23 protein-coding genes are annotated in these 18,786 nt (G+C 64.0%); 13 read left to right on the plus strand and 10 right to left on the minus strand.

Going from position 1 to position 18,786, the window contains the following annotated elements; all coding sequences use genetic code 11:
• The first annotated feature begins 29 nt into the window (after positions 1–29).
• From KDG50_15185 to KDG50_15220, 8 genes are all read left to right on the plus strand, one after another.
• Complete coding sequence (locus KDG50_15185; GenBank protein MCB1866761.1) at positions 30–1,991, plus strand: NAD(P)-binding protein; 1,962 nt, start codon at positions 30–32, stop codon at positions 1,989–1,991.
• Between the two features lie 4 nt (positions 1,992–1,995).
• The gene (locus tag KDG50_15190; protein MCB1866762.1) at positions 1,996–2,529 is read left to right on the plus strand and encodes a hypothetical protein; all 534 of its coding nucleotides are present in this window, start codon (positions 1,996–1,998) and stop codon (positions 2,527–2,529) included.
• Positions 2,526–3,272, plus strand: a complete 747-nt coding sequence (locus KDG50_15195) for a 4Fe-4S dicluster domain-containing protein (protein MCB1866763.1) — start codon at positions 2,526–2,528, stop codon at positions 3,270–3,272. The genes KDG50_15190 and KDG50_15195 overlap by 4 nt, the downstream gene beginning before the upstream one ends.
• 25 nt (positions 3,273–3,297) lie before the next feature.
• On the plus strand, positions 3,298–4,527 hold the full coding sequence (gene nrfD / locus KDG50_15200; GenBank protein MCB1866764.1) for a polysulfide reductase NrfD: 1,230 nt from the start codon (positions 3,298–3,300) through the stop codon (positions 4,525–4,527).
• A 133-nt stretch (positions 4,528–4,660) separates the two neighbouring features.
• Positions 4,661–6,016 carry a cobyrinate a,c-diamide synthase gene (locus tag KDG50_15205; GenBank protein MCB1866765.1) on the plus strand — a complete coding sequence of 452 codons (1,356 nt, stop codon included), beginning with the start codon at positions 4,661–4,663 and terminating at the stop codon, positions 6,014–6,016.
• Positions 6,013–6,351, plus strand: coding sequence for an iron-sulfur cluster assembly accessory protein (locus KDG50_15210; GenBank protein MCB1866766.1), 339 nt, complete (start codon positions 6,013–6,015; stop codon positions 6,349–6,351). Before KDG50_15205 ends, KDG50_15210 begins: the two co-directional genes overlap by 4 nt.
• Positions 6,352–6,381: 30 nt before the next feature.
• Positions 6,382–7,512, plus strand: coding sequence for a sulfur reduction protein DsrS (locus KDG50_15215; protein MCB1866767.1), 1,131 nt, complete (start codon positions 6,382–6,384; stop codon positions 7,510–7,512).
• Positions 7,509–8,537: a 2Fe-2S iron-sulfur cluster binding domain-containing protein gene (locus KDG50_15220; protein ID MCB1866768.1), complete on the plus strand. Its 1,029-nt coding sequence runs from the start codon at positions 7,509–7,511 to the stop codon at positions 8,535–8,537. Before KDG50_15215 ends, KDG50_15220 begins: the two co-directional genes overlap by 4 nt.
• A 188-nt stretch (positions 8,538–8,725) precedes the next feature.
• Here KDG50_15220 and KDG50_15225 read toward each other — a convergent pair whose 3' ends face one another.
• Genes KDG50_15225 through grxC form a run of 4 tightly spaced genes read right to left on the minus strand, consistent with a single transcriptional unit; the run spans position 8,726 to position 11,135 of the window.
• Complete coding sequence (locus KDG50_15225) at positions 8,726–9,952, minus strand: glycosyltransferase (GenBank protein MCB1866769.1); 1,227 nt, start codon at positions 9,950–9,952, stop codon at positions 8,726–8,728.
• Between the two features lie 55 nt (positions 9,953–10,007).
• Positions 10,008–10,466 carry a hypothetical protein gene (locus KDG50_15230; GenBank protein MCB1866770.1) on the minus strand — a complete coding sequence of 153 codons (459 nt, stop codon included), beginning with the start codon at positions 10,464–10,466 and terminating at the stop codon, positions 10,008–10,010.
• A gap of 4 nt (positions 10,467–10,470) precedes the next feature.
• The gene (locus KDG50_15235; GenBank protein ID MCB1866771.1) at positions 10,471–10,863 is read right to left on the minus strand and encodes an RNA-binding S4 domain-containing protein; all 393 of its coding nucleotides are present in this window, start codon (positions 10,861–10,863) and stop codon (positions 10,471–10,473) included.
• An 8-nt stretch (positions 10,864–10,871) separates the two neighbouring features.
• Complete coding sequence (grxC, locus tag KDG50_15240; protein MCB1866772.1) at positions 10,872–11,135, minus strand: glutaredoxin 3; 264 nt, start codon at positions 11,133–11,135, stop codon at positions 10,872–10,874.
• 385 nt (positions 11,136–11,520) lie between these two features.
• On the opposite strand from grxC, the gene KDG50_15245 reads away from it, so the two are divergent.
• Complete coding sequence (locus KDG50_15245; GenBank protein ID MCB1866773.1) at positions 11,521–12,090, plus strand: hypothetical protein; 570 nt, start codon at positions 11,521–11,523, stop codon at positions 12,088–12,090.
• Between the two features lie 88 nt (positions 12,091–12,178).
• Positions 12,179–12,370: a hypothetical protein gene (locus KDG50_15250; protein MCB1866774.1), complete on the plus strand. Its 192-nt coding sequence runs from the start codon at positions 12,179–12,181 to the stop codon at positions 12,368–12,370.
• Positions 12,371–12,415: 45 nt separating this feature from the next.
• Here the strand turns inward: KDG50_15250 and KDG50_15255 are convergent, their stop codons facing one another.
• From KDG50_15255 to msrA, 5 genes are all read right to left on the minus strand, one after another.
• Positions 12,416–13,516 carry an AI-2E family transporter gene (locus KDG50_15255; GenBank protein ID MCB1866775.1) on the minus strand — a complete coding sequence of 367 codons (1,101 nt, stop codon included), beginning with the start codon at positions 13,514–13,516 and terminating at the stop codon, positions 12,416–12,418.
• Positions 13,517–13,670: 154 nt separating this feature from the next.
• Positions 13,671–14,858 carry an iron-containing alcohol dehydrogenase gene (locus KDG50_15260; GenBank protein MCB1866776.1) on the minus strand — a complete coding sequence of 396 codons (1,188 nt, stop codon included), beginning with the start codon at positions 14,856–14,858 and terminating at the stop codon, positions 13,671–13,673.
• Positions 14,855–15,151: an antibiotic biosynthesis monooxygenase gene (locus KDG50_15265; protein ID MCB1866777.1), complete on the minus strand. Its 297-nt coding sequence runs from the start codon at positions 15,149–15,151 to the stop codon at positions 14,855–14,857. Before KDG50_15265 ends, KDG50_15260 begins: the two co-directional genes overlap by 4 nt.
• 16 nt (positions 15,152–15,167) lie before the next feature.
• Positions 15,168–15,617 carry a hypothetical protein gene (locus tag KDG50_15270; GenBank protein MCB1866778.1) on the minus strand — a complete coding sequence of 150 codons (450 nt, stop codon included), beginning with the start codon at positions 15,615–15,617 and terminating at the stop codon, positions 15,168–15,170.
• 77 nt (positions 15,618–15,694) lie between these two features.
• Positions 15,695–16,339, minus strand: a complete 645-nt coding sequence (gene msrA / locus KDG50_15275; GenBank protein ID MCB1866779.1) for a peptide-methionine (S)-S-oxide reductase MsrA — start codon at positions 16,337–16,339, stop codon at positions 15,695–15,697.
• A gap of 162 nt (positions 16,340–16,501) precedes the next feature.
• Between msrA and KDG50_15280 the strand changes: the two genes are divergently transcribed.
• The 3 genes from KDG50_15280 to KDG50_15290 all read left to right on the plus strand — a co-directional run bounded on the left by KDG50_15280 (position 16,502) and on the right by KDG50_15290 (position 18,698).
• On the plus strand, positions 16,502–17,041 hold the full coding sequence (locus tag KDG50_15280) for a hypothetical protein (GenBank protein ID MCB1866780.1): 540 nt from the start codon (positions 16,502–16,504) through the stop codon (positions 17,039–17,041).
• A 421-nt stretch (positions 17,042–17,462) separates the two neighbouring features.
• Positions 17,463–17,558, plus strand: a complete 96-nt coding sequence (locus KDG50_15285) for a hypothetical protein (protein ID MCB1866781.1) — start codon at positions 17,463–17,465, stop codon at positions 17,556–17,558.
• Between the two features lie 30 nt (positions 17,559–17,588).
• Complete coding sequence (locus KDG50_15290) at positions 17,589–18,698, plus strand: RHS domain-containing protein (protein MCB1866782.1); 1,110 nt, start codon at positions 17,589–17,591, stop codon at positions 18,696–18,698.
• Here KDG50_15290 and KDG50_15295 read toward each other — a convergent pair.
• On the minus strand, positions 18,695–18,786 hold a 92-nt coding region (locus KDG50_15295; protein ID MCB1866783.1), incomplete at its 5' end, for an IS3 family transposase. The genes KDG50_15290 and KDG50_15295 overlap by 4 nt on opposite strands.

The raw sequence follows: 18,786 nt of genomic DNA on the forward strand, positions 1-18,786 counted from the left end.
ATGAACCCGCTTCAGTCGAGGGGAGCACGATGGCTACGTCCAGCGACGAGATGACGACCAAACTGACCTGGCGCCGTTTTGAAGACGGTGATCATGACTGGGACGATCTGACTGCACAGATCTTCAACCAGGATTCCTCGCATAAGTGTCCGACCTACATCCACAAGACGCCGCCCTGTCAGGGCAGCTGTCCGTCGGGCGAGGACATCCGCGGCTGGCTTGGCATCGTCCGCGGTATGGAAGCGCCGCCGGAGGGCATCAGCTGGCAGGAATATGCCTTCCTGCGTTCGACCGACGCCAACCCGTTTCCGTCGCAGATGGGCCGCGTGTGCCCGGCGCCGTGCCAGGACGGCTGCAACCGCAACGAGGTCGAGGACTACGTCGGCATCAACGCTGTCGAGCAGTTCATCGGCGACAATGCGCTGAACGAAGGTTTCAAGTTCCCGGAGGCGCCACCGCTTTCAGGCAAGAAGGTTGCGATCATCGGCGGCGGGCCCGCCGGCATGGCAGCGGCCTATCAGCTGCGTCGCAAGGGTCACGCCAGCACCATTTTTGATGATCACGCCGAGCTCGGCGGGATGATGCGTTACGGCATCCCCGGTTACCGCACGCCGCGTGAATTCCTCGACGGCGAGATCAACCGCATTCTCGATCTCGGTGGTATCGAAGTTCGCACCTCCACGCGCGTTGGTTCCGACGTCACGGTTGAAGACCTGGAGAGGGATTTCGATGCGGTGCTGTGGTCGATCGGTTGTCAGACCGGTCGCGGTCTGCCGGTGCCAGGCTGGAACGATACGCCGAACTGCGTTTCCGGCGTGGCCTTCCTGCGCGCCTTCAATGAGGGTCGCCTGCAGGTCACGGCGGAGAAGGTTGTGTGCGTCGGTGGCGGCGATACCTCGATCGACGTCGTATCGGTTGCGCGTCGTCTGGGTCACATCAAGAACATCAACGAACGCGAACGTGCCGAAGCCGTGGTGCATGGCTTCACCGCCCACGATGCCGCTTACGCAGCGGCGCGCGAGGGTGCGACCGTCACGCTGACTTCGCTGTTCGCTCGCGAGCAGATGACCGCGGCGGATCACGAGGTTCACGACGCCCTGACCGAAGGCGTGACGATTCTGACCGGCGTGATGCCGGTCGAAGTCATGCTGAAGGACGGCCGTGCGGTTGGTCTCAAAATGACCAAGTGCACGATGGAGGGCGGGCGCCCGGTTCCGACCGAGGGCACTGAATTCGTCGTCGAGGCTGATCTGGTTGTCTCCGCGATCGGGCAGGGCGGCGACATGCAGGGAATCGAGGGCCTCGACAACGGTCGCGGCCTGATCGATTCGGATTCCTTCTATCAGGTGCCGGGCAAGGCCGGGCATTTCGTTTGCGGCGACATCATTCGTCCGCACCTGCTGACCACGGCGATCGGCCAGGCGTCCATCGCGGCGGACAGCATCAACGAGTACTTCAAGGGGCAGGAACATCGTCGTCGTCCCAAGGTTGACGTGCATCACTTCAACCTGCTGGAGAAGCTCAAGGAAGCCCATCTCGAACCTGACTCCTTCAGTCCCGAAGTCACGCCGGACGAATTGCGTGGCACTTCGGACGACAACCGCGCGGTGCACAACTACGAGGATCGTTCGGGCCAGGAGATCATCCCGGCCGACGAGCTGTTCCTCGGGCATTTCGCCTACACGCCGCGTCTGAAGCGTTCCGAAGACGTGCCGACCTCCGAGCAGGTGCTGGGTCACTTTGCCGAGCGACTGATCGGTCTACAGACCGAACAGGCCGTTGAAGAAGCCAAGCGCTGCATGAGCTGCGGAATGTGCTTCGAGTGCGACAACTGCGTGATTTTTTGCCCGCAGACGGCCGTCTACCGCGTCAAGAAGGGCCAGCAGACCACCGGCCGCTACGTCGCAACGGACTACAACCGCTGCATCGGCTGTCATATCTGCGCGGACGTGTGCCCGACCGGCTACATCAAGATGGGGCTCGGCGAGTAACAACATGCGTTGGTTCGCGTCAATTGCCGCGCGCTGGTCGTTGCCGGTCCTTCTGGCGTTTTCCGGGCTCGCGGCTGCCGGCGAACTGCCGGATTTGTTCGGCAACTCGAAGGCGTCAGGGCTGCAGGAATGTGTGGAGCCGACGTCGGATATGCGTCGCAACCACATGGAGTACCTGTTGCATCAGCGCGACGCAACCGTGATCCACGGCGTACGTACAAGAAAGCACAGCCTCGCGAACTGCATCGACTGCCATGTGCAAGGGGCCCCATCGGGTGGGTATGTTGCGATCAATCGCGATGATCAGTTCTGCGGTGCCTGTCACAAGAGCGCCGGCGTATCGCTGGATTGTTTCCAGTGCCATGCGACGGTGCCGCGCAAGCAGCAGCTTGCCGACGGTCATGCAGTACAGTCAGATTTGGTGTTGGAACCGGTTCTGCAGGAGCCGCTGCTCGCATCCGAGTCTGTGCCCGTGTCCGAGACGACTGAGCCCAAAAACCTGTTCAACTGGGGCATCACGAACGGGGCTGAACGATGACAGACGTGAACGAAACCAGCGTTTCGCGCCGTCGATTTGTGGCCAGTGCGGCTGCGGCGGCGGTGGGCGGCGTGTCCGGCGCCATGCTCGTGGCCCTTCCTGTTCAGGCTCGCAGACCGGGCGATCCGGTGACCTCGAAGGTGCGCTGGGGCATGCTGATCGACGCCGCCAAATGCGCGGATGGCTGCGATGCCTGCGTGTCGGCCTGCGACAGGGAAAACGGCCTGACCGATCAGGACAATCCGGATATCGACGTGCGCTGGATTCGCAAGGTTCGCGTTCGTGACCGTCAGACCCAGCGCGTCACGACGCTGCCCATGCTTTGTCAGCATTGCGAGACGGCGCCGTGTGTGGATGTCTGCCCGACCGGTGCATCCATGCGTCGTGCGGATGGTGTCGTGCTGGTCAACATGCACACCTGCATCGGTTGCCGCTACTGCATGATGGCGTGCCCGTTCAAGGCGCGTTCGTTTGTGCACGAGACCGTAGAGAACCAGGTGACGCAGGCGCCGCGCGGCAAGGGTTGCGTGACGAGTTGCACCCTCTGCGTGCACAAGCTGGATGCGGGTCACGCGACCACGGCGTGCACGCAGGCCTGCAAGGCCGAGGGTCACGAAGCGATCACTTTCGGCGATCTCAACGATCCGAACAGCGAAGTTTCGCGGCGCATGCGCGAGAACCCGAGCCGCCAGCTGCGCGCGGATCTGGGCCTGAATCAGGGCGTGCGTTACTCGGGCGTTTGATCCACGCAAGAAATCTGAGCCGACGATGAAAACGAAGGTCCATTTTCGCGAACTCGTAGATGTTCCCGCGCGCGCCTACTGGCTGATGCTGGCGGTGCTCGCCGCGCTGATTGCCGTTGGCGGCGGGGCGGCACTGTACATGGAACATCACGGCCACTGGGTGACCGGGATGAACAACCAGGTGGTCTGGGGCACGCCGCACGTGTTCGCGGTATTTTTGATCGTGGCGGCCTCGGGCGCCCTGAACGTGGCGTCGATCGGCACTGTGTTCGGTCGCACGATGTACCAGCCGCTGGCCCGGCTTTCTGCATTGATGGCGATTGCATTGCTGGTGGGCGGGCTTCTGGTGCTGGTGCTCGATCTGGGCCGGCCCGATCGCCTGATCGTTGCGATGACGAGCTACAATTTCAAGTCGATCTTTGCCTGGAACATTTTCCTCTACACGGGATTCATGGCGGTAACCGTGTTGTACCTGTGGACGATGTTCCAGAAGAGCCTGGCGCGCTATTACCGACCGGCCGGATTCCTTGCGTTCGGTTGGCGACTGATCCTGACCACCGGTACGGGTTCGATCTTCGGGTTCCTCGTTGCGCGTCAGGCCTACGATGCGGCGATCATGGCGCCGCTGTTCATACTGATGTCGTTTTCGTTCGGGCTGGCCATTTTCATGCTCGTGACGCTGGTGCTCTATGGTGCGGCCGGTCGTCCGATCGGCGATGCGCTGGTCGCGCGGCTCAAAAACCTGCTCGGCGTGTTTGTCGCGGCCGTGCTGTTCGTCGTTGCGATCTATCACGTGACGAACCTGTACGCGACGGAACACCATGGCGTCGAGGCCTTCATCCTGCGCGATGGCGGCATCTACACGTTCGTATTCTGGGCCGGGCAGGTGCTGCTCGGATCGCTGGTGCCGCTGGCGCTGCTGTTTCATCCGACCTGGAGTCGGTCGCGTGCGATCGTGTCGCTCGCCGCCGCGCTGGTCGTGATCGGTGGTTTCGCGGCGATCTACGTGATCATCATCGGCGGTCAGGCCTATCCGCTGGTCATCTTCCCGAATCAGGAAGTCATCGAGTCCGGCTTTGTCGACGGTGTCGTCGCGCAATACGCGCCGAGCCTGCCGGAAGTGCTGCTCGGGCTCGGCGGTATCGGGGTCGCGTTGTTCCTGACGCTCGGTGCGTCGCGAATCCTGCGTTTTGCGCCGGTGTCGCTCGCGGATTCCATCGTTGATCCGCATCATGCGGAGCGCGCCGCGTCCTGAGGACACCCGGCGATGACGGGCCGATGAACACGGCCCTTGCCAGTCGCTTCGTGCATTCGAATATTCCATTGGGCGCTTGGTTGTGAACGCCCGCGTGTATATCTCCGCCGCCCACAAGTCCTCCGGCAAGACCATGCTGGCCATTGGACTGACCGGCGCGCTGCGCGCACGCGGCCGGACGGTGCAAACCTTCAAGAAGGGGCCGGATTTCATTGACCCCATGTGGCTTGCCACCGCGTCGGGCCGGGCCTGCTGGAATCTCGATTTCAATACCCAGCCAGTCGCCGAGATCGAGGCGCTTTACGCGCAGCGTGCCGCGGATGCCGATATCACCCTGATCGAGGGCAACAAGGGCCTGCACGACGGCGTTGCGCTGGATGGACGCGACAGCAACGCGGCAATGGCGCGCCTGCTGGACTGCCCGGTTTTGCTCGTTGTGGATACCACGGGCATGACGCGTGGTATCGCGCCAATCGTGCGCGGCATCGCGGAGTTCGATCCCGCAGTCCGGGTCGCCGGCGTGATCCTCAATCGGGTCGGCGGGCCGCGACATGAAGGCAAGCTGCGTGCCGCGCTCGAGACCTATACGGACCTTCCCGTAGTCGGGGCCCTGGCACGGCAGTCGGCGCTCGCGGTCGACGAGCGTCACCTTGGTCTGATTCCGAGCAATGAGAGCGCGATCGCACGCGAGCAGATCGAGCGGCTCATCGCCGCCGTCACGGATGGCGTGGACCTCGATGCCATCGAACAGCTCGCCGACGCCGCGCCGCGGCGTTCCTGGCCTGTCCAACCCGCGCTGCCTGCGCAGCCGGTCGCGGATGTCCGGATCGGCATCGCGCGGGGGGCCGCATTCGGCTTCTACTACCCGGATGATCTGGAGGCCTTCGCGCAGGCCGGTGCCGAGTTGGTTCCGTTCGATCCGGAGACCGAGGCCGAGATTCCCGCCTGCGACGCGCTGTTCATCGGCGGGGGATTTCCCGAGATGCGCATGGATGCACTGGAGCGTAACGCTGAGATGCGTGCGGCGATCCGGGCATTCTGCGACGCTGGCAGGCCGGTGTACGCCGAATGTGGTGGATTGATGTATCTGGGTCGATCCATCGCCTGGAACGATCAGCGCCACGCTATGGTCGGCGCGCTGCCGCTGGACACCACCATGCACCGTCGACCGCAGGGCCGCGGCTACGTGGTGCTGGAGGAAACCCCGGAATTCCCGTGGCCGGACCTGCAATCGGGCGCGGCGCACGAACCGGTTCGCGCGCATGAGTTCCACCACTCCAGCGCCGCTGTCGACTCAACCGATGGTCTGCACTTCGGCTTCACGGTGCTGCGTGGACACGGCGTCGACGGGCGCCGGGATGGCGTGGTGTATAATCGGATCTTCGCGACGTACGCGCATCAGCGCGCGGTCGGTGGCCGTGACTGGCCGCGCCGGTTTGTCGCCTACATCCGCGATCTGCGCACGCGCCAGGGCTCCCCGGACGCATGATTAACCTCACCGAAGCCGCCGTTTCCCAGGTACGAGAGGCCGCGCGTCAGGCCGGTACCGAGGGCATGGCCCTGCGCCTTGCGGCGCGCCGCCGTCCCGATGGCGGAATCGAATACCTGATGGGCTTCGACGAGGCGGCGGACGACGATCTCGACGTTCGTTTCGAGGATGTGAAGATCGTCATGGCCGCGGAATACGTACCGCTGCTCCAGGGCCTGACTATGGACTATGTCGAGCTTGAACCTGGCCGGCACACGTTCATCTTCATGAACCCGAACGATCCGCAGTACATCCCGCCCGATGCCGGCCCCGGCACGGGACACACGCTGGGCTGAGGCGGGCCAGAGCCCACGGTCCTCCCGCCCATGGCGGAACTCACCAGCGAAGACAGCTTTCGCCTGAACGTGCTGCTCGCGGCGAAGCCGCTCGCCATCCGCATCCACGAACCGAGCATGACCGTGTTCGGTCTTTCCGATCAGGGCGAGGCCCAGATCGAACTGCATCCGAACGCACGTGACGAGGCCTACCTGCGCGCCGTGCGCGAACTGTTGTCTAGCCATGTGCTCGGTTCCCCGGGAGGTTATCCCGTCTATTTGCAGCGCTGGACGCGCATGGGGCAGATGCGCGATTCGAGTCTGGATCAGTTGCTGCTGCTCGGCGAGCCCGAGGCCGTGGTCGCCGTCGTCTGTGCGCAGGGGCTGACCGACGAACTCGCGCGGCGCGCGTGGTGGGCCTGCGAAGACGCCGAGAACGCGCGCCGCATGCTCGAACGCAAGGCCGTCGTTGCGGGCGCGATGGGGTCCGTGCTGGCGCAGTATCTGAACGAACATCTCGCCTTCGAGACCGAGCCCGAGGCGCAGGTCCGCACCGTGCGCCTGATCCTTCAGGACGGCCTGCTCGATGACGACACACGCAGCGATCTGTGGCGCAAGGCCCAGCAAAAGCGCGTCTATCAGCTCGGCTTTCTCGCGGCACGCCCGGACGCCATGCCGCACGCTGATGATGCGCGCGATGATTTCGCGGCACTGCGCGATGCGCTGCTGCCCGCGCACGCCGAAAACCCGGTGGCGCAGGCCCTGCTGCGGGTGGCGGGGGAATCCGGACAAGCGTGGATCCGTACGGCGGAACACATCCTTGCCAAACCCAGCAACCAGGATGTCGTGAACATTCTGTTAGAAGTGATTGCCGACTATTTCGCCGCCCTGCGGCCCGACGGTGCACCGGACGCGACGCTGGATGACCTCGAGCGCGAGGCCGATGGCCTGATCGCCGGAAACGGGGCCTGCTCGCCGTCTGCAGAATCGTGGAATGCGGTGGCCGGTGCGCTCCCGGACCAACGGCCGAGCCTCATCGCCATGCGGGTGCTGTCGGGCCTGAGTTACGGCGTGGTACGTCCCGTGTTCTCCAAGACCACGGCGATCGGAACGGTCATGCGCAAGCGCCTCGCGCCGATCGTCGAACGCATCGACGGCCATCTGCAACAGCTCGGCGCATGAGCGAAACGGCCAGCGCAGCGGCGTGCATTGACTGCCCGACCGTAACGATACAGCCGACCGGGCGTACGTTTGAGGCGGCGCCCACGGACAGTTTTCTCGACGCCGGTCTGCGCGCCGGGCTGAACCTGCGCTATGGCTGTGCCAACGGCACCTGTGGCGATTGCCGCGCGCGCGTCATTGCCGGCCAGACGCGTGATATTGGCCACCACGACTACCCGCTCAGCGAGGTGGAAAAGGCGAACGGCACCGTGCTCATGTGTTCGACCGCTCCGTTGGGGGACTGCACGATCGAGGCGGTCGAACTGCATTCGCACACCGACATCGCGGTGCAGACGATCGAGGCCAGGGTCTCGCGCATCGACCGCCTTGGGGATCGACTGATCCTGCTGGGTCTGCGCACGCCGCGCTCGAAAACGCTGCGTTTTCTCGCCGGCCAGCAGGTCGACGTCAAGCTGCGCGACCTCGGCCCACGCCGCAAGGCCGTCGCGAGTTGCCCCTGCAACGGCATGAACCTGCAGATTCATGTCCGCAAGATCGACAACGATCCGTTCACGGAACTCGTGTTCGGCAATCTCAAGCGCGGCGAGGCCGTGACGATCACCGGCCCCTATGGCAGCTTCACCCTGGACGAGTCGTTCCGGCGACCGCTGGTGTTCATCGTATTCGAGACCGGGTTTGCACCTGTGCAGAGCCTGGTCGAACACGCCATCGCGCTGGAATGCGCGCAGCCGATCGATCTGTACTGGGCATCGGCCGTGCGCGACGGTCAATATCTGCGCAACCATGTGCGGGCCTGGGCGGATGCCCTGGACGACTTTCGCTACACGGAGGTAAATCTGTCGTCCGAGGCGCAGTTCGATCTGCGCGCGGCGATTGACGAAATCTTCGACGGCTACGCGGACGCCGCCAGTCGAGACTTCTACATTACGGTGCCCAAGAGCCTGCGCGAGCGGATCGACGCCGACCTGCGTGCTCGGAACATCCCTCCCGAACAGCTGCATCTGTACACACTCGAGCGGTTCTGACGCAGGGACTACCGTTTCTACGGTTTGGTGGACACCTTGAATGCACTCGAAGTGAACGCCGGCTGGTTCTCCTCGCACGGGATCACCATCGGCACCGTTGTTGACGGTTTGCCCTGACGGTCGCTTCCAGCGAGTTCGTTGATCGCCGCGCCACCGCAGCGCGGGGCAAACGGCCCGCGAGTTCTGAGTCAGGCGGACCTGCGACTGAATCCAGGCCAGCGCAGGGTTGGCAGGCGACGACTGCGGGCGGGGCGGGCGAGTCTTGCTTCCATCTCGTCAATGTTTTCGATGATCCGGTCGATCTCTGCGATCCACGCCTTCGCGCGTGCTAGGTATTCCGGGGCGTTGCGTTTGATCCATGGCAGCACGGTCTTCTCGATCTGGCCGCGCGCGTGCGGCGGAACCGGGGTGTCGTAGCCGTTCAGCATGGTGGGAATTTCGTGTGCCGCTAGCAGGTCGTTGCGTGTGAGCCGCTCACCCTCGGTCATGCTGAACAACAGGTAGAGCAGGTGCTTGCGGTGCCAGCGCAGGTTGTCGAGTACCGAATACGCAGTACGCCCGGCCAGCTTTTCATGCACCTCGTAGGATGCCCTGAACCAGTCCAGTCGGTTGTAGCTTGCGAACAGCCATGGAATGTCATAGCCGAAACCGATCGGCAGAATGCTCGCAACGACGTCCGGTTCTATGATCATCCGCGCGCCGTGGCGGGTTTTCATCTGGTAGCTCGCCATGGCCAGCGTGTGCGCGTTGTGCATGGCCTCGATGAAGAGTTCCTCGATGTGCGGGGCGTACGCATCCGTGCGCATCAGACAGCAGTGGCTCTCGACAAAGTCAATGTCCATGCGTTCGGGCGTGACGGAAGCGAGCGGTGCCGCGGACGGGCAGGCTTCGGTGGTCTGGTAACGTCGATACTGGCCATTCGGAAGTCGTTCGATGCGGCTGCCGCTGAAGTGCACATTGCCGCCCTGCATCACGATGAACGGCGATACGACCGCGGCGTTTTCGCGTTCTGAACTTGAGATCAGACCGTCCAGCCAGCCGTCGGCCAGCAACATGTTGTTGTCGAGGAAAACGGTGAAGGGCGTGGTGATCAGGTCCAGAACGACGAGCCTGGCGGTCTGGCGGGAAACGAAATCCTTGATGCGTACAAGCAAAAAGTTCTCGCGTTCGCGCGCCTGTTCCTCGAGGTACTCGCGTACGACCGCAGGCGAGGCGATATCCACATACAGCAGAACGAACGGTTCCGCGGTGTTCGCGTAGAGGTTTTCGATCGTTGTGCGCGTGGTCGCGTAGCCGTGGCGCGGGATGCAGAGCACGGTGGCCCGGCAGTTACCCTTCAGGGTCGCCATGCCGTTGGCGATCCGTTCGCGACGGATCTGGATGTCCGGCTGCTGCCGCAGTTGCTTGCTGTTCATTGGCGGGTACCCGTGTGATGAGCGGCGGTGTGGCGCGCGCTGGATGGGCGAGCGTTCAGTCGCGTTCGCGGCGCTTGTGTTGCCGGCCCTTGAAGCCCGCCACAAACGGCATCACGGCGTCGAACGGAATCCCGTCGAGCCCCGTGAAGCGCGTTCGAGCCGCGGTCAGAAGGCCGAATATGTTGTCGACCTTCGGCTCCGGGTCTTCGGCGTAGGTTGCGGCCTGGATGCCGCGCAAGCCTCCGACCTGGAGCTTCATGAGCCTTGCGTGCGGCAGGGCAGACGGGGCCGCGAGCATGCCGAGCGCAAACCGTGCGTTTTCGGCCAGCAGTTCCAGCGCCTGTTCGCACTGTCGCAGCCCGGCTGCGCTCTGGCATCCGACGCCCTCGCGCTCGGCGAGGCAGAAACGCTCGGCAAATTCGCAGTCGAGCTGGCGCGCGAGGATGCCCTTTTCGAACACGCAGCGCTGGCGGTTGAGTTCGCGATAGGTGCGCCGGTACTGCTGTTCATCCATGGCGTCAGGTGGAGTCGCGTTTGAAGCGGTGGATCAACCGCCGATCGCGCTTTCCCGGTCGGGCCGCGGCCGGCGCGCTGGCGCGCTCGTCGCGAAGCTCGGCAGTCAGACGCTGGCGTTCGGCGTGACTGTCCGGATCCTCGATGTACAGGCCGGCGGCCATTTCCGCCGAGCCGCGTTGTTTGGAAAGCGCCGCTACGGTAACCCGCCATTCGAGCGAACCCTTGCGTACCGTGATGCGGCTGCCGGGGATGAGCAGGCGGCTGGGCTTGGGGCGCTGGCCGTCGACGCGGATCTTTCCGCCTTCGATTGCCGCGACGCTGAGCTGGCGGGTCTTGAAGAAGCGCGCTGCCCACAGCCACTTGTCCAGCCGCTGTTTGTCCAGCGGGTCGGCCATTCAGGTGCTCAGCCGGCGAGTCCCTGCAGGAGAGGGTCGAGTCGCTTGGCTCGATCCAGCGCGGCGAGATCGTCGTAGCCGCCGACGTGGTGACTGTCGATGAAGATCTGCGGCACGGTGCGCCGACGGCTGCGTTCGATCATGACGCGCATCTGTGCATGGTCCTGATCGACCCGGATTTCGCGATAGCTCACGCCCTTGGAATCAAGCAGGGCCTTTGCGCGAACGCAGTACGGGCAGAACGCGGTGCTGTAGATCGTGACTTCTGGCATCGTCGTCAGTGGAATCAGAGGTTGGGCGCCGAATTATCGGCAAGCGCGATCGGGCGGCGCAAGCCGCTCGGTCAGGTCCGGGTGTGAAACAGCACTGTGAATACCGGCAATCCGCATGGTTCGACAAACCCGCGTCGGGCGATGCGCCAGAGCGACGGCATGGATTACAGGAAGGATATTTAAAACAGCACGTTACGGTATCAATCCAATCCAGATTGGCGTTTGTCGGCGACCAACGCTTGACGAGATTCCTCTGGCCGGTCAATCCGGATCGTCGAAGTGCCGCTAGACTGGAGGAGGCTGGCTCGTGGCCCGCACCCCCCCCCTCGGCGTGGCGCCCGCGAGCAGTTCGCGTTACTGATTCGTCCATTCGAGGTGTATTGAGATGATCCCAACAAAATGGATTCCCCTGGCCCTGTTCCTGCTGCTGGTGCCATTTTCGGCGGCCCGGGCCGATGAATACGACACGACGATCAACGTCTTCCGCAACGCCGGCGAGAGTGGCGGGTTCTTTTCCAGTGCCGTGGGCTATGCGGTGTTTCCGACCATCGGCAAGGGCGGCCTGGGCATTGGCGGCGCGCACGGCTCCGGGCGGATCTACAAGCATGGCAAGCACGTCGGCGATACCTCGATGACGCAGATCACCATCGGGTTCCAGCTCGGCGGGCAGGCGTTCAGCCAGATCATCTTCTTCCAGGACGACCGGGCGTTTCGTGAGTTCACCAGCGGCAACTTCGAATTCGGGGCGCAGGCGCAGGCCGTCGGGATCACGGCGGGTGCGTCGGCCGCTGCGACGACCACCGGGGCGTCCACGACGACCAGCACCAGTACCGAAAACGCGAAGACGAGCAGCGCCGGCTATCACAAGGGCATGGCGATTTTCACCGTCGCCAAGGGTGGTTTGATGTACGAGGCCAGCGTCGGCGGGCAGAAGTTCAGCTACAAGCCCAGGTAGGCCGGACAGCCGGGCCAGCCACTTTGTACTACGCTCCCTGATAGCGGTCGCAAACCGGGCGCCGCGCGTCCTGTTGGGGGGTGAAACGATGAAAGGGCTAAGAGCGCGTGTAAACGCCGGTCACGGCCTGCAGAAGGCCGGCGCCATCTCGCTGCTTTGGTGTGCCGCTATGGGGCAGGCCACGCCAGATCCCTCGGTCTCGCTCGACGAGCCCAACGTCTGGCTGCTAATCGCAGCTGGCGCGTTGGCCGCTTGGCTGGTACGCCGTCGCGGCGGCTGAAATGGCACCAAACGGCGCCGGGCGAGGGTCTGGCGCCGGTTCGCGTTACTCGCGGGTCTGCGGACCCGACGGCAGGTAGCGATTCTTCAGGTTCTGAAATGCCGACGGCGTTGGGGCTTCGGTCTCCGAACCCAGCAATACCGCCAGCCAGCGCGTATCCGGCGCTGAATCCAGCGCGAGCTTCACGGTCATGGTCAGCGGAACGGCCAGGAGCATTCCGACCGGGCCCAGCACCCAGCCCCAGAACACCAGCGACAGAAACACGACCAGGGTCGACAAGCCCAGGCCGCGACCCATGAAGCGCGGCTCGACAATGTTGCCCAGCACCACATTCGCGCCCAGAAACACGCCTGTCGCGTACAACGCTGTGGCGGGTCCGAGCTGAACCAGCGCGAGCAGTACGGCCGGCACGGCGGCGAGGATCGAGCCGATCGTCGGCACGAAGTTCAGCGCGAACGCCAGCAGGCCCCAGAGCAGGGCGAAATCGACCTTCAGAATCGCGAGACCGATCGCGACCAAAGCGCCGGTCGCGGCGCTGACCCAGGTCTTGATGGCCATGTAGTGATTGACTTGCTCGAGGAAGGTCCCGAGTCGCTCGAACCGCGCCCCCGGATCCTTCAGTGCCAGCCGGAGCTTGGCCGGAATACCGGAGGCCTCGGTCAGCATGAAGATCACGGTCAGCAGGATCAGGAAGCCGTTGGCGGCGATGCCGCCCAGGCTTTTGAGCAGGCTTGCGACCAGCTTGAAGGCCTGGGCCGGGTTCAGGTGCTCGTCGATGACGCGGCCCGACAGTTCCATTCCGTGGCTGTTGAGCCAGGCGAGCCAGACGCCGGCCTGCGCCTGTACGCGTGCCTGATAGGACGGCAGGCGCGCGATGAAGTCGTCGACCGTCGAAGCCGCCAGTGCAACGAACGCGATGCCCGCGGCGGCAACGCCGACGATTACGGTCGTCAGGGCCAGCCAGGCGGGCAGGCCCCGCTGGCGCAGGTAATACATCGGCGGGGCGAATACGATCGCGATGAAAATCGCCAGCAGAAACGGCACGACGATCGGCGCGGCGGCACGCAGCCCCGCAATGATGACGACGAATGCCGCGGATGCCAGCAGCACACGCAGTCCGCGCGGGAGGGTGGTCCGGGGTTCCATCGTCCGTGAGTCTAGTGTCCTGTCCCGCGATTATCTATCGTTTCTGAGGGTTCCTGCGGTTCGAGGGTAAGGCGCGTCGTGAAGGCGAAGGTCATTCCATAGATCATCGCGGGACAGGACACTCCCAGCCGGTTAAGGGATTTCCCGGCTGGAATCAGATTCGCGCCGCAACGAGTTCGTGAAGCTCGTGGTCGCTGAGCACAACGGGATTGGTCTTCATGCTCGAGCCGCGCGCGTTCGCGACGATGCGGTCGATGTCCGCGGTCCGCACACCATGGTGACCGAGCCCCGGCAGCCGGAGATGCCGGGTCCATGCGGCGAGGAGGTCGACCAGTGCGGCTTCGGCCGCATCAGGCCCGGCAAAATGCGTATCGCAGAGGATTTCGGCCGCCTCGCGATAGCGGGTGAGCGCCGGCGAGTCCGGCGCACGATCGTGCAGCGCAGCGAGATTCACGCGCGCGGCCTCGGCCACGAGCGTGCCGCACACCACGCCGTGCGGAATCGGGTGAAACGCGCCCAGCGGCGAGGCCAGTCCATGCACGGAGCCCAGTCCGGTCTGCGCGAGCGTGATGCCGGAAATGAGCGCGCAGTAGGCCATGGCGCTGCGGGCCGGCGCGTCGGCGCCGTCCGAATCGAACAGTGGCAGCAGGCCGTCGCGCGCGGCGGCCAGACCGCCACGGTTGAGATCGTCCGTCAGCGCATTCGCGCGCGTGGATACGAATGATTCGAGCACCTGGGTCAGCGCATCCATGCCGTTTGCGGCGATGACTTCACGCGGGCAACTCGCGAGCAGGTCCGGATCGACGAGCGCGTATTCGGCGACGAGTCGATCGTGCCGGAATGACTTTTTGAATCCCTCTGGTCCGGAGCGGCTCAACACGCCGTTTTTCGTTGCCTCGCTGCCGGTGCCCGCAGTGGTCGGCACGCACACCAGCGGTACGGCCGGGCCTTCGTAGGCGAGTTCCGGTCCCACGCCTTCGAGGTAGTCCAGCACGGATCGCCGGACGCGCAGCAGCCCGGCGATACATTTCGCGGCGTCCATGGCCGAGCCCCCGCCGAGCCCAACGACGACGTCCATGTTCGCGTCGGCGAATTCGCTGACGGCAGCGTCCACGTCTTCCGGCGAGGGTTCGCCGCCGATGCCAAGTTGCATGACCTCCACGCCGGCCGAACGCAGTGCCGTGCGAAGGCTCATCCAGCGTTCGGATTCAACAAACGAACGTCGGCCGGTCACAAACAGGGCACGCCTGCCGTAACGACGGACGATCTCCGGCAGGCGCCCCAGCGCGCCGGGGCCAAATTCGATTCGCGGCAGACGCGCGATGGAAAACGGCGCGATCATGCGGCGGGATACAGTCCCTGGTAGGGAACGCCCGTGCGCGGCTCGACCATCCAGTCCGCGACCGTTTCGCGCCAGGCGAGGTAATGCGCGGTGTGTTTGTGCGCGGCGGCGTCGGCGGCCGAAGCATAGGCCTCATACAGCACGAAGCGGTCTGGATCGTCCGCGGAACGCAGCACGTCGAAGCGCCGGTTGCCGGGTTCGCGGGTCGATGCCTCGTGATTGAGCCGGCAGGCTTCAATGAACGCTTCAGCGAACTCAGGTAGGACGTGAATGTGGACGATGGTGACGTGCATGGGTGTACTCCGAATCTCAGTCACGCAGCCGCCAGGTCGGTGCGTTGTCAGGGTCGATCAGGCTGTGGCCAAGCAGCCATTCGCGCGCGTCCTGTGCATCCTGCTCGAACCACGCTCTCGCACTGCCGAGGCGGAAGCTGTAACCCCAGGCGTCCATGTCCTGCTCGCAGCGCGCGCGACCGTAGTGATCGACATGGTCGGCGAGCACGATTTGCAGGTAGCACACGCCGTTTTCCTCGTCGTAGTCGCCGCCCGCATCGGTGTCGAGCCGTGCGCGTCGTGACCGGTCCATGCACACGACGTGGCAGGCCTCGTGCAGCACGGAATGCACGGGGGTCGTCGGCCGCGCAAAGACCGTGTGTCCGATGACGCCGGCTTCGGGGTCGCCCCAGTGACTGCCCGGCAAATCTGAATCGCCGTGGATCGCTTCAAATAAGAGGCCATAGCGGGCCAGCAGGCGCTCCAGTGCGGACCAGTGCTGGCCCGCAACTGCAACCGCTGTCGCGTCGGCTGCGGCCCCGGATGCGCGAGCGGGTTCCTGCGTCATGCAAGTCCGCCCGGACAGCCGACGCCGGTGCCGCCAAGCCCGCAATAGCCGTTCGGGTTCTGCGCGAGGTATTGCTGGTGATAGTCCTCGGCGAAGTAGAACTCGCCCGCGTCGAGAATCTCGGTCGTGATGGCGCCGAAACCGCGCGCCGTCAGCGCCGCCTGATAGCGCTGGCGGGAAGCCTCGGCCGCCTGGCGCTGTGCCTCGGAATAGGTGTAGATGCCGGAGCGATACTGCGTGCCGGTGTCATTGCCCTGACGCATGCCCTGGGTCGGGTCGTGGGATTCCCAGAACACGCGCAGCAGCTCGTCGTAGCTGACCCGTTTCGGGTCGAACACGATCAGCACGACCTCGTTGTGGCCGGTCTGGCCGCTACAGACCTCGCGGTAGGTCGGGTTCGGCGTGAGTCCGGCCGCATAGCCCACGGCGGTGATCCACACGCCGTCGACTGACCAGAAGCGTTTTTCCGCGCCCCAGAAGCAGCCCATGCCGACCAGCATGCGGTCCAGACCCGCCGGGTAGGGTGGCTTCAGCGCCCGGCCGTTGACGAAGTGGGTGGTCGCGGTCGGGATCGGCTGGTCGCGGCCCGGAAGCGCGTCGGCGGCGCTGGGCAGGGTCAGGCGCTTGTGCATTCCAAACATGGCAGGCTCCCGTCACGCCGGTGAGAATTGCTGTCATTGTACGGCTGGCGTCAAATCCGGCTGCGCGGCCGGCCAGTCGAGGGGGCCGCGCAACCTTTTCCGGCTCGCCCCGGTCTTAGCGGGTGTTGGACTCTGCTTCTGCCGAACTGGTGAGGGCGTCACATGAAAGCCATTGTTCCGATTTCCGCTGTGCTGATTCTGCTGGCCGGCACCGCTGCCGCAGGCTCGCTGACGCCGTGCTGCCAGCGTCCGAAGCTCGCCGCGGTCGAGTTGACCGAGGCCCTGCCTGTCGCCGTCGACCAGGCGCGGGTGTTCCTGCAGCACGGGCGCATCGTCGAAAAGCAGCGTCGCGACCTGTACGCGCCGACCTGCGCGTTCGAGGTCGACGCGCTGAGCGACGGCTCCAAGCGAATCGAGGCGCAGAGTTTCCGCGTCCGGCGTGTCCAGGACCTCATTGATGCGGTCGTTCATCGCGGTGCTGATGACGGGGGTGGGCGCTTCGTACGCGTGGGGATGGATGACGCTTCGCCGTCCGATCTCTTCCTCGGCTATCACTTCTGGTTCGAGACGCCGCAGCGCGGTGACGTCATGCGTATGAGCTGCTATGGCGCCTATGCCGCGCCACAGGATGCGCGGCCGCCGACGCTCGCCGAGATTCGCGAGGCGCTGGGCGGGTTCGCCCGCGTCGATGTGGCCGGATAGCGCCGGATCATGATGACAAAACTTTAAATACCATCTGTAACTGATTGAAATAAAATACTGAAGCCTGTCTGGTTTCGGCATCTTGCAAAAACTTTTTCCCGACCGCGAACGATGTCCTCACGGCGTGGTCTGAACGAGTATTCCGGTTTCGGACAGGCCTGTGCCTGATCTCTGGAGCCTCCGCGCGACGGACCCGAAGCCGGAAGCTGTGTCATGCGGCGTGGTGTCAGCAGTCACGTCGCGCCTGTCTCCCCTCCTTGTGGGGCGCCGTCGGCGATGGTCGCGGCGCCCCGTTTTGTTTTCCGCGAGCGCTGATCAAGCCATCCTGGCTGACTCAAGCAACGAAAACGAAATGGCCTGCTAGGGCGTATTCACCCTCGCCGACAGCCGAACCTACGACCCCAACGGCAACCTCAAAACGATCACCGACCCCACGGACTACACCACAGAATACTTCCGCGACCCGGCCGATCGCCTGAGCCGCCTGGAACTGCCCGGCACCGGCAGTATTACCTAGGGCGACTACCGCTGGAGCCAGCCGCAACAAATGCTCCTGCCCGGCGGCATCACGCGCTCTTTCAGCTACGATAACCGCATGCGCATCCAGGCCATCACCGCGAAAAAACCCGATGCCAGCCCCATCCAGGCCTACGGATATACCTACGACGGCACCAACAACATCACCCAAAAAGCCACCGAACACGGCCACTATGACGACAACTACGACCAACGCCAGCGCCTGACACAAGCGACCGACCCACAAACCCCCGCCACCCCCGAGGGCTGGACCTACGACCCCAACGGCAACCGCACCAGTGACAACCGCAAACCCGGCCCCTGGACCTACGACGACAACGGCCGGCTCCTCCAGAGCCCGCTGGCCGACTACCAATACGACAATTACGGCAACCTGATCGAAGAAACCAAGACCGGTGGCCAAACCCTGCACTACACCTACAACGCCGAGAACCGCCTGGCCGAAATCCAAGACCTCACCGACCCGCAAACCCCAACGCTCATCGCCCGCTATGTCTACGACCCCATGGGTCGGCGGATCGCCAAGACGCTGCCCGATGCACAGAATCCGGGCCAGACCACCACCCGCTACTTCCACTACACCCAAGAAGGGCTAAGCGGTGAATACGACCCCACCGGCCAAGCCATCCAACGCTACGGCTACCGCCCGGACGGCACCTGGACGACCGACCCCGTCTACACCATTACCGAACAAGGCACCGCGTTCTACCACACGGATCATCTGGGCACCCCGCAACAATTAACCGATCTCGCCAACGAGATCGTCTGGCAAGGCCGGGCCACGGCGTTTGGGGAGACCAGTGAGACCATCGTAAACTTCGCACAACCCCTGAGGTTCGCGGGGCAGTATGAAGATCAGGAGACGGGGCGGTATTACAACTACGCAAGATACTACGACCCACAAGTTGGTAGATACATCACCTCCGACCCAATAGGTCTTGAAGGTGGAATCAATACGTACTCGTATGTTGTCAATAATCCAATCACAAGATACGACCCAGACGGTCTAAAGACATGTGGCACTGGTTGGAATGAACCTATCGTTCCTGATAATCCATTAGGCTTCCCATTTAGCGGTTGCTGGGGAGTTCCTACGCAAAAGTGGACACCCGTTGGTTAGTTGCACTGGCGTTCAAACTCGATCGGTGAGCGGTAACCGAGCGCGGAGTGCAACCGCTCCCGGTTGTAGAACTCGATGTACGATCGCA

Source organism: Chromatiales bacterium, assembly GCA_020445605.1.
GTDB lineage: Bacteria > Pseudomonadota > Gammaproteobacteria > JAGRGH01 > JAGRGH01 > JAGRGH01.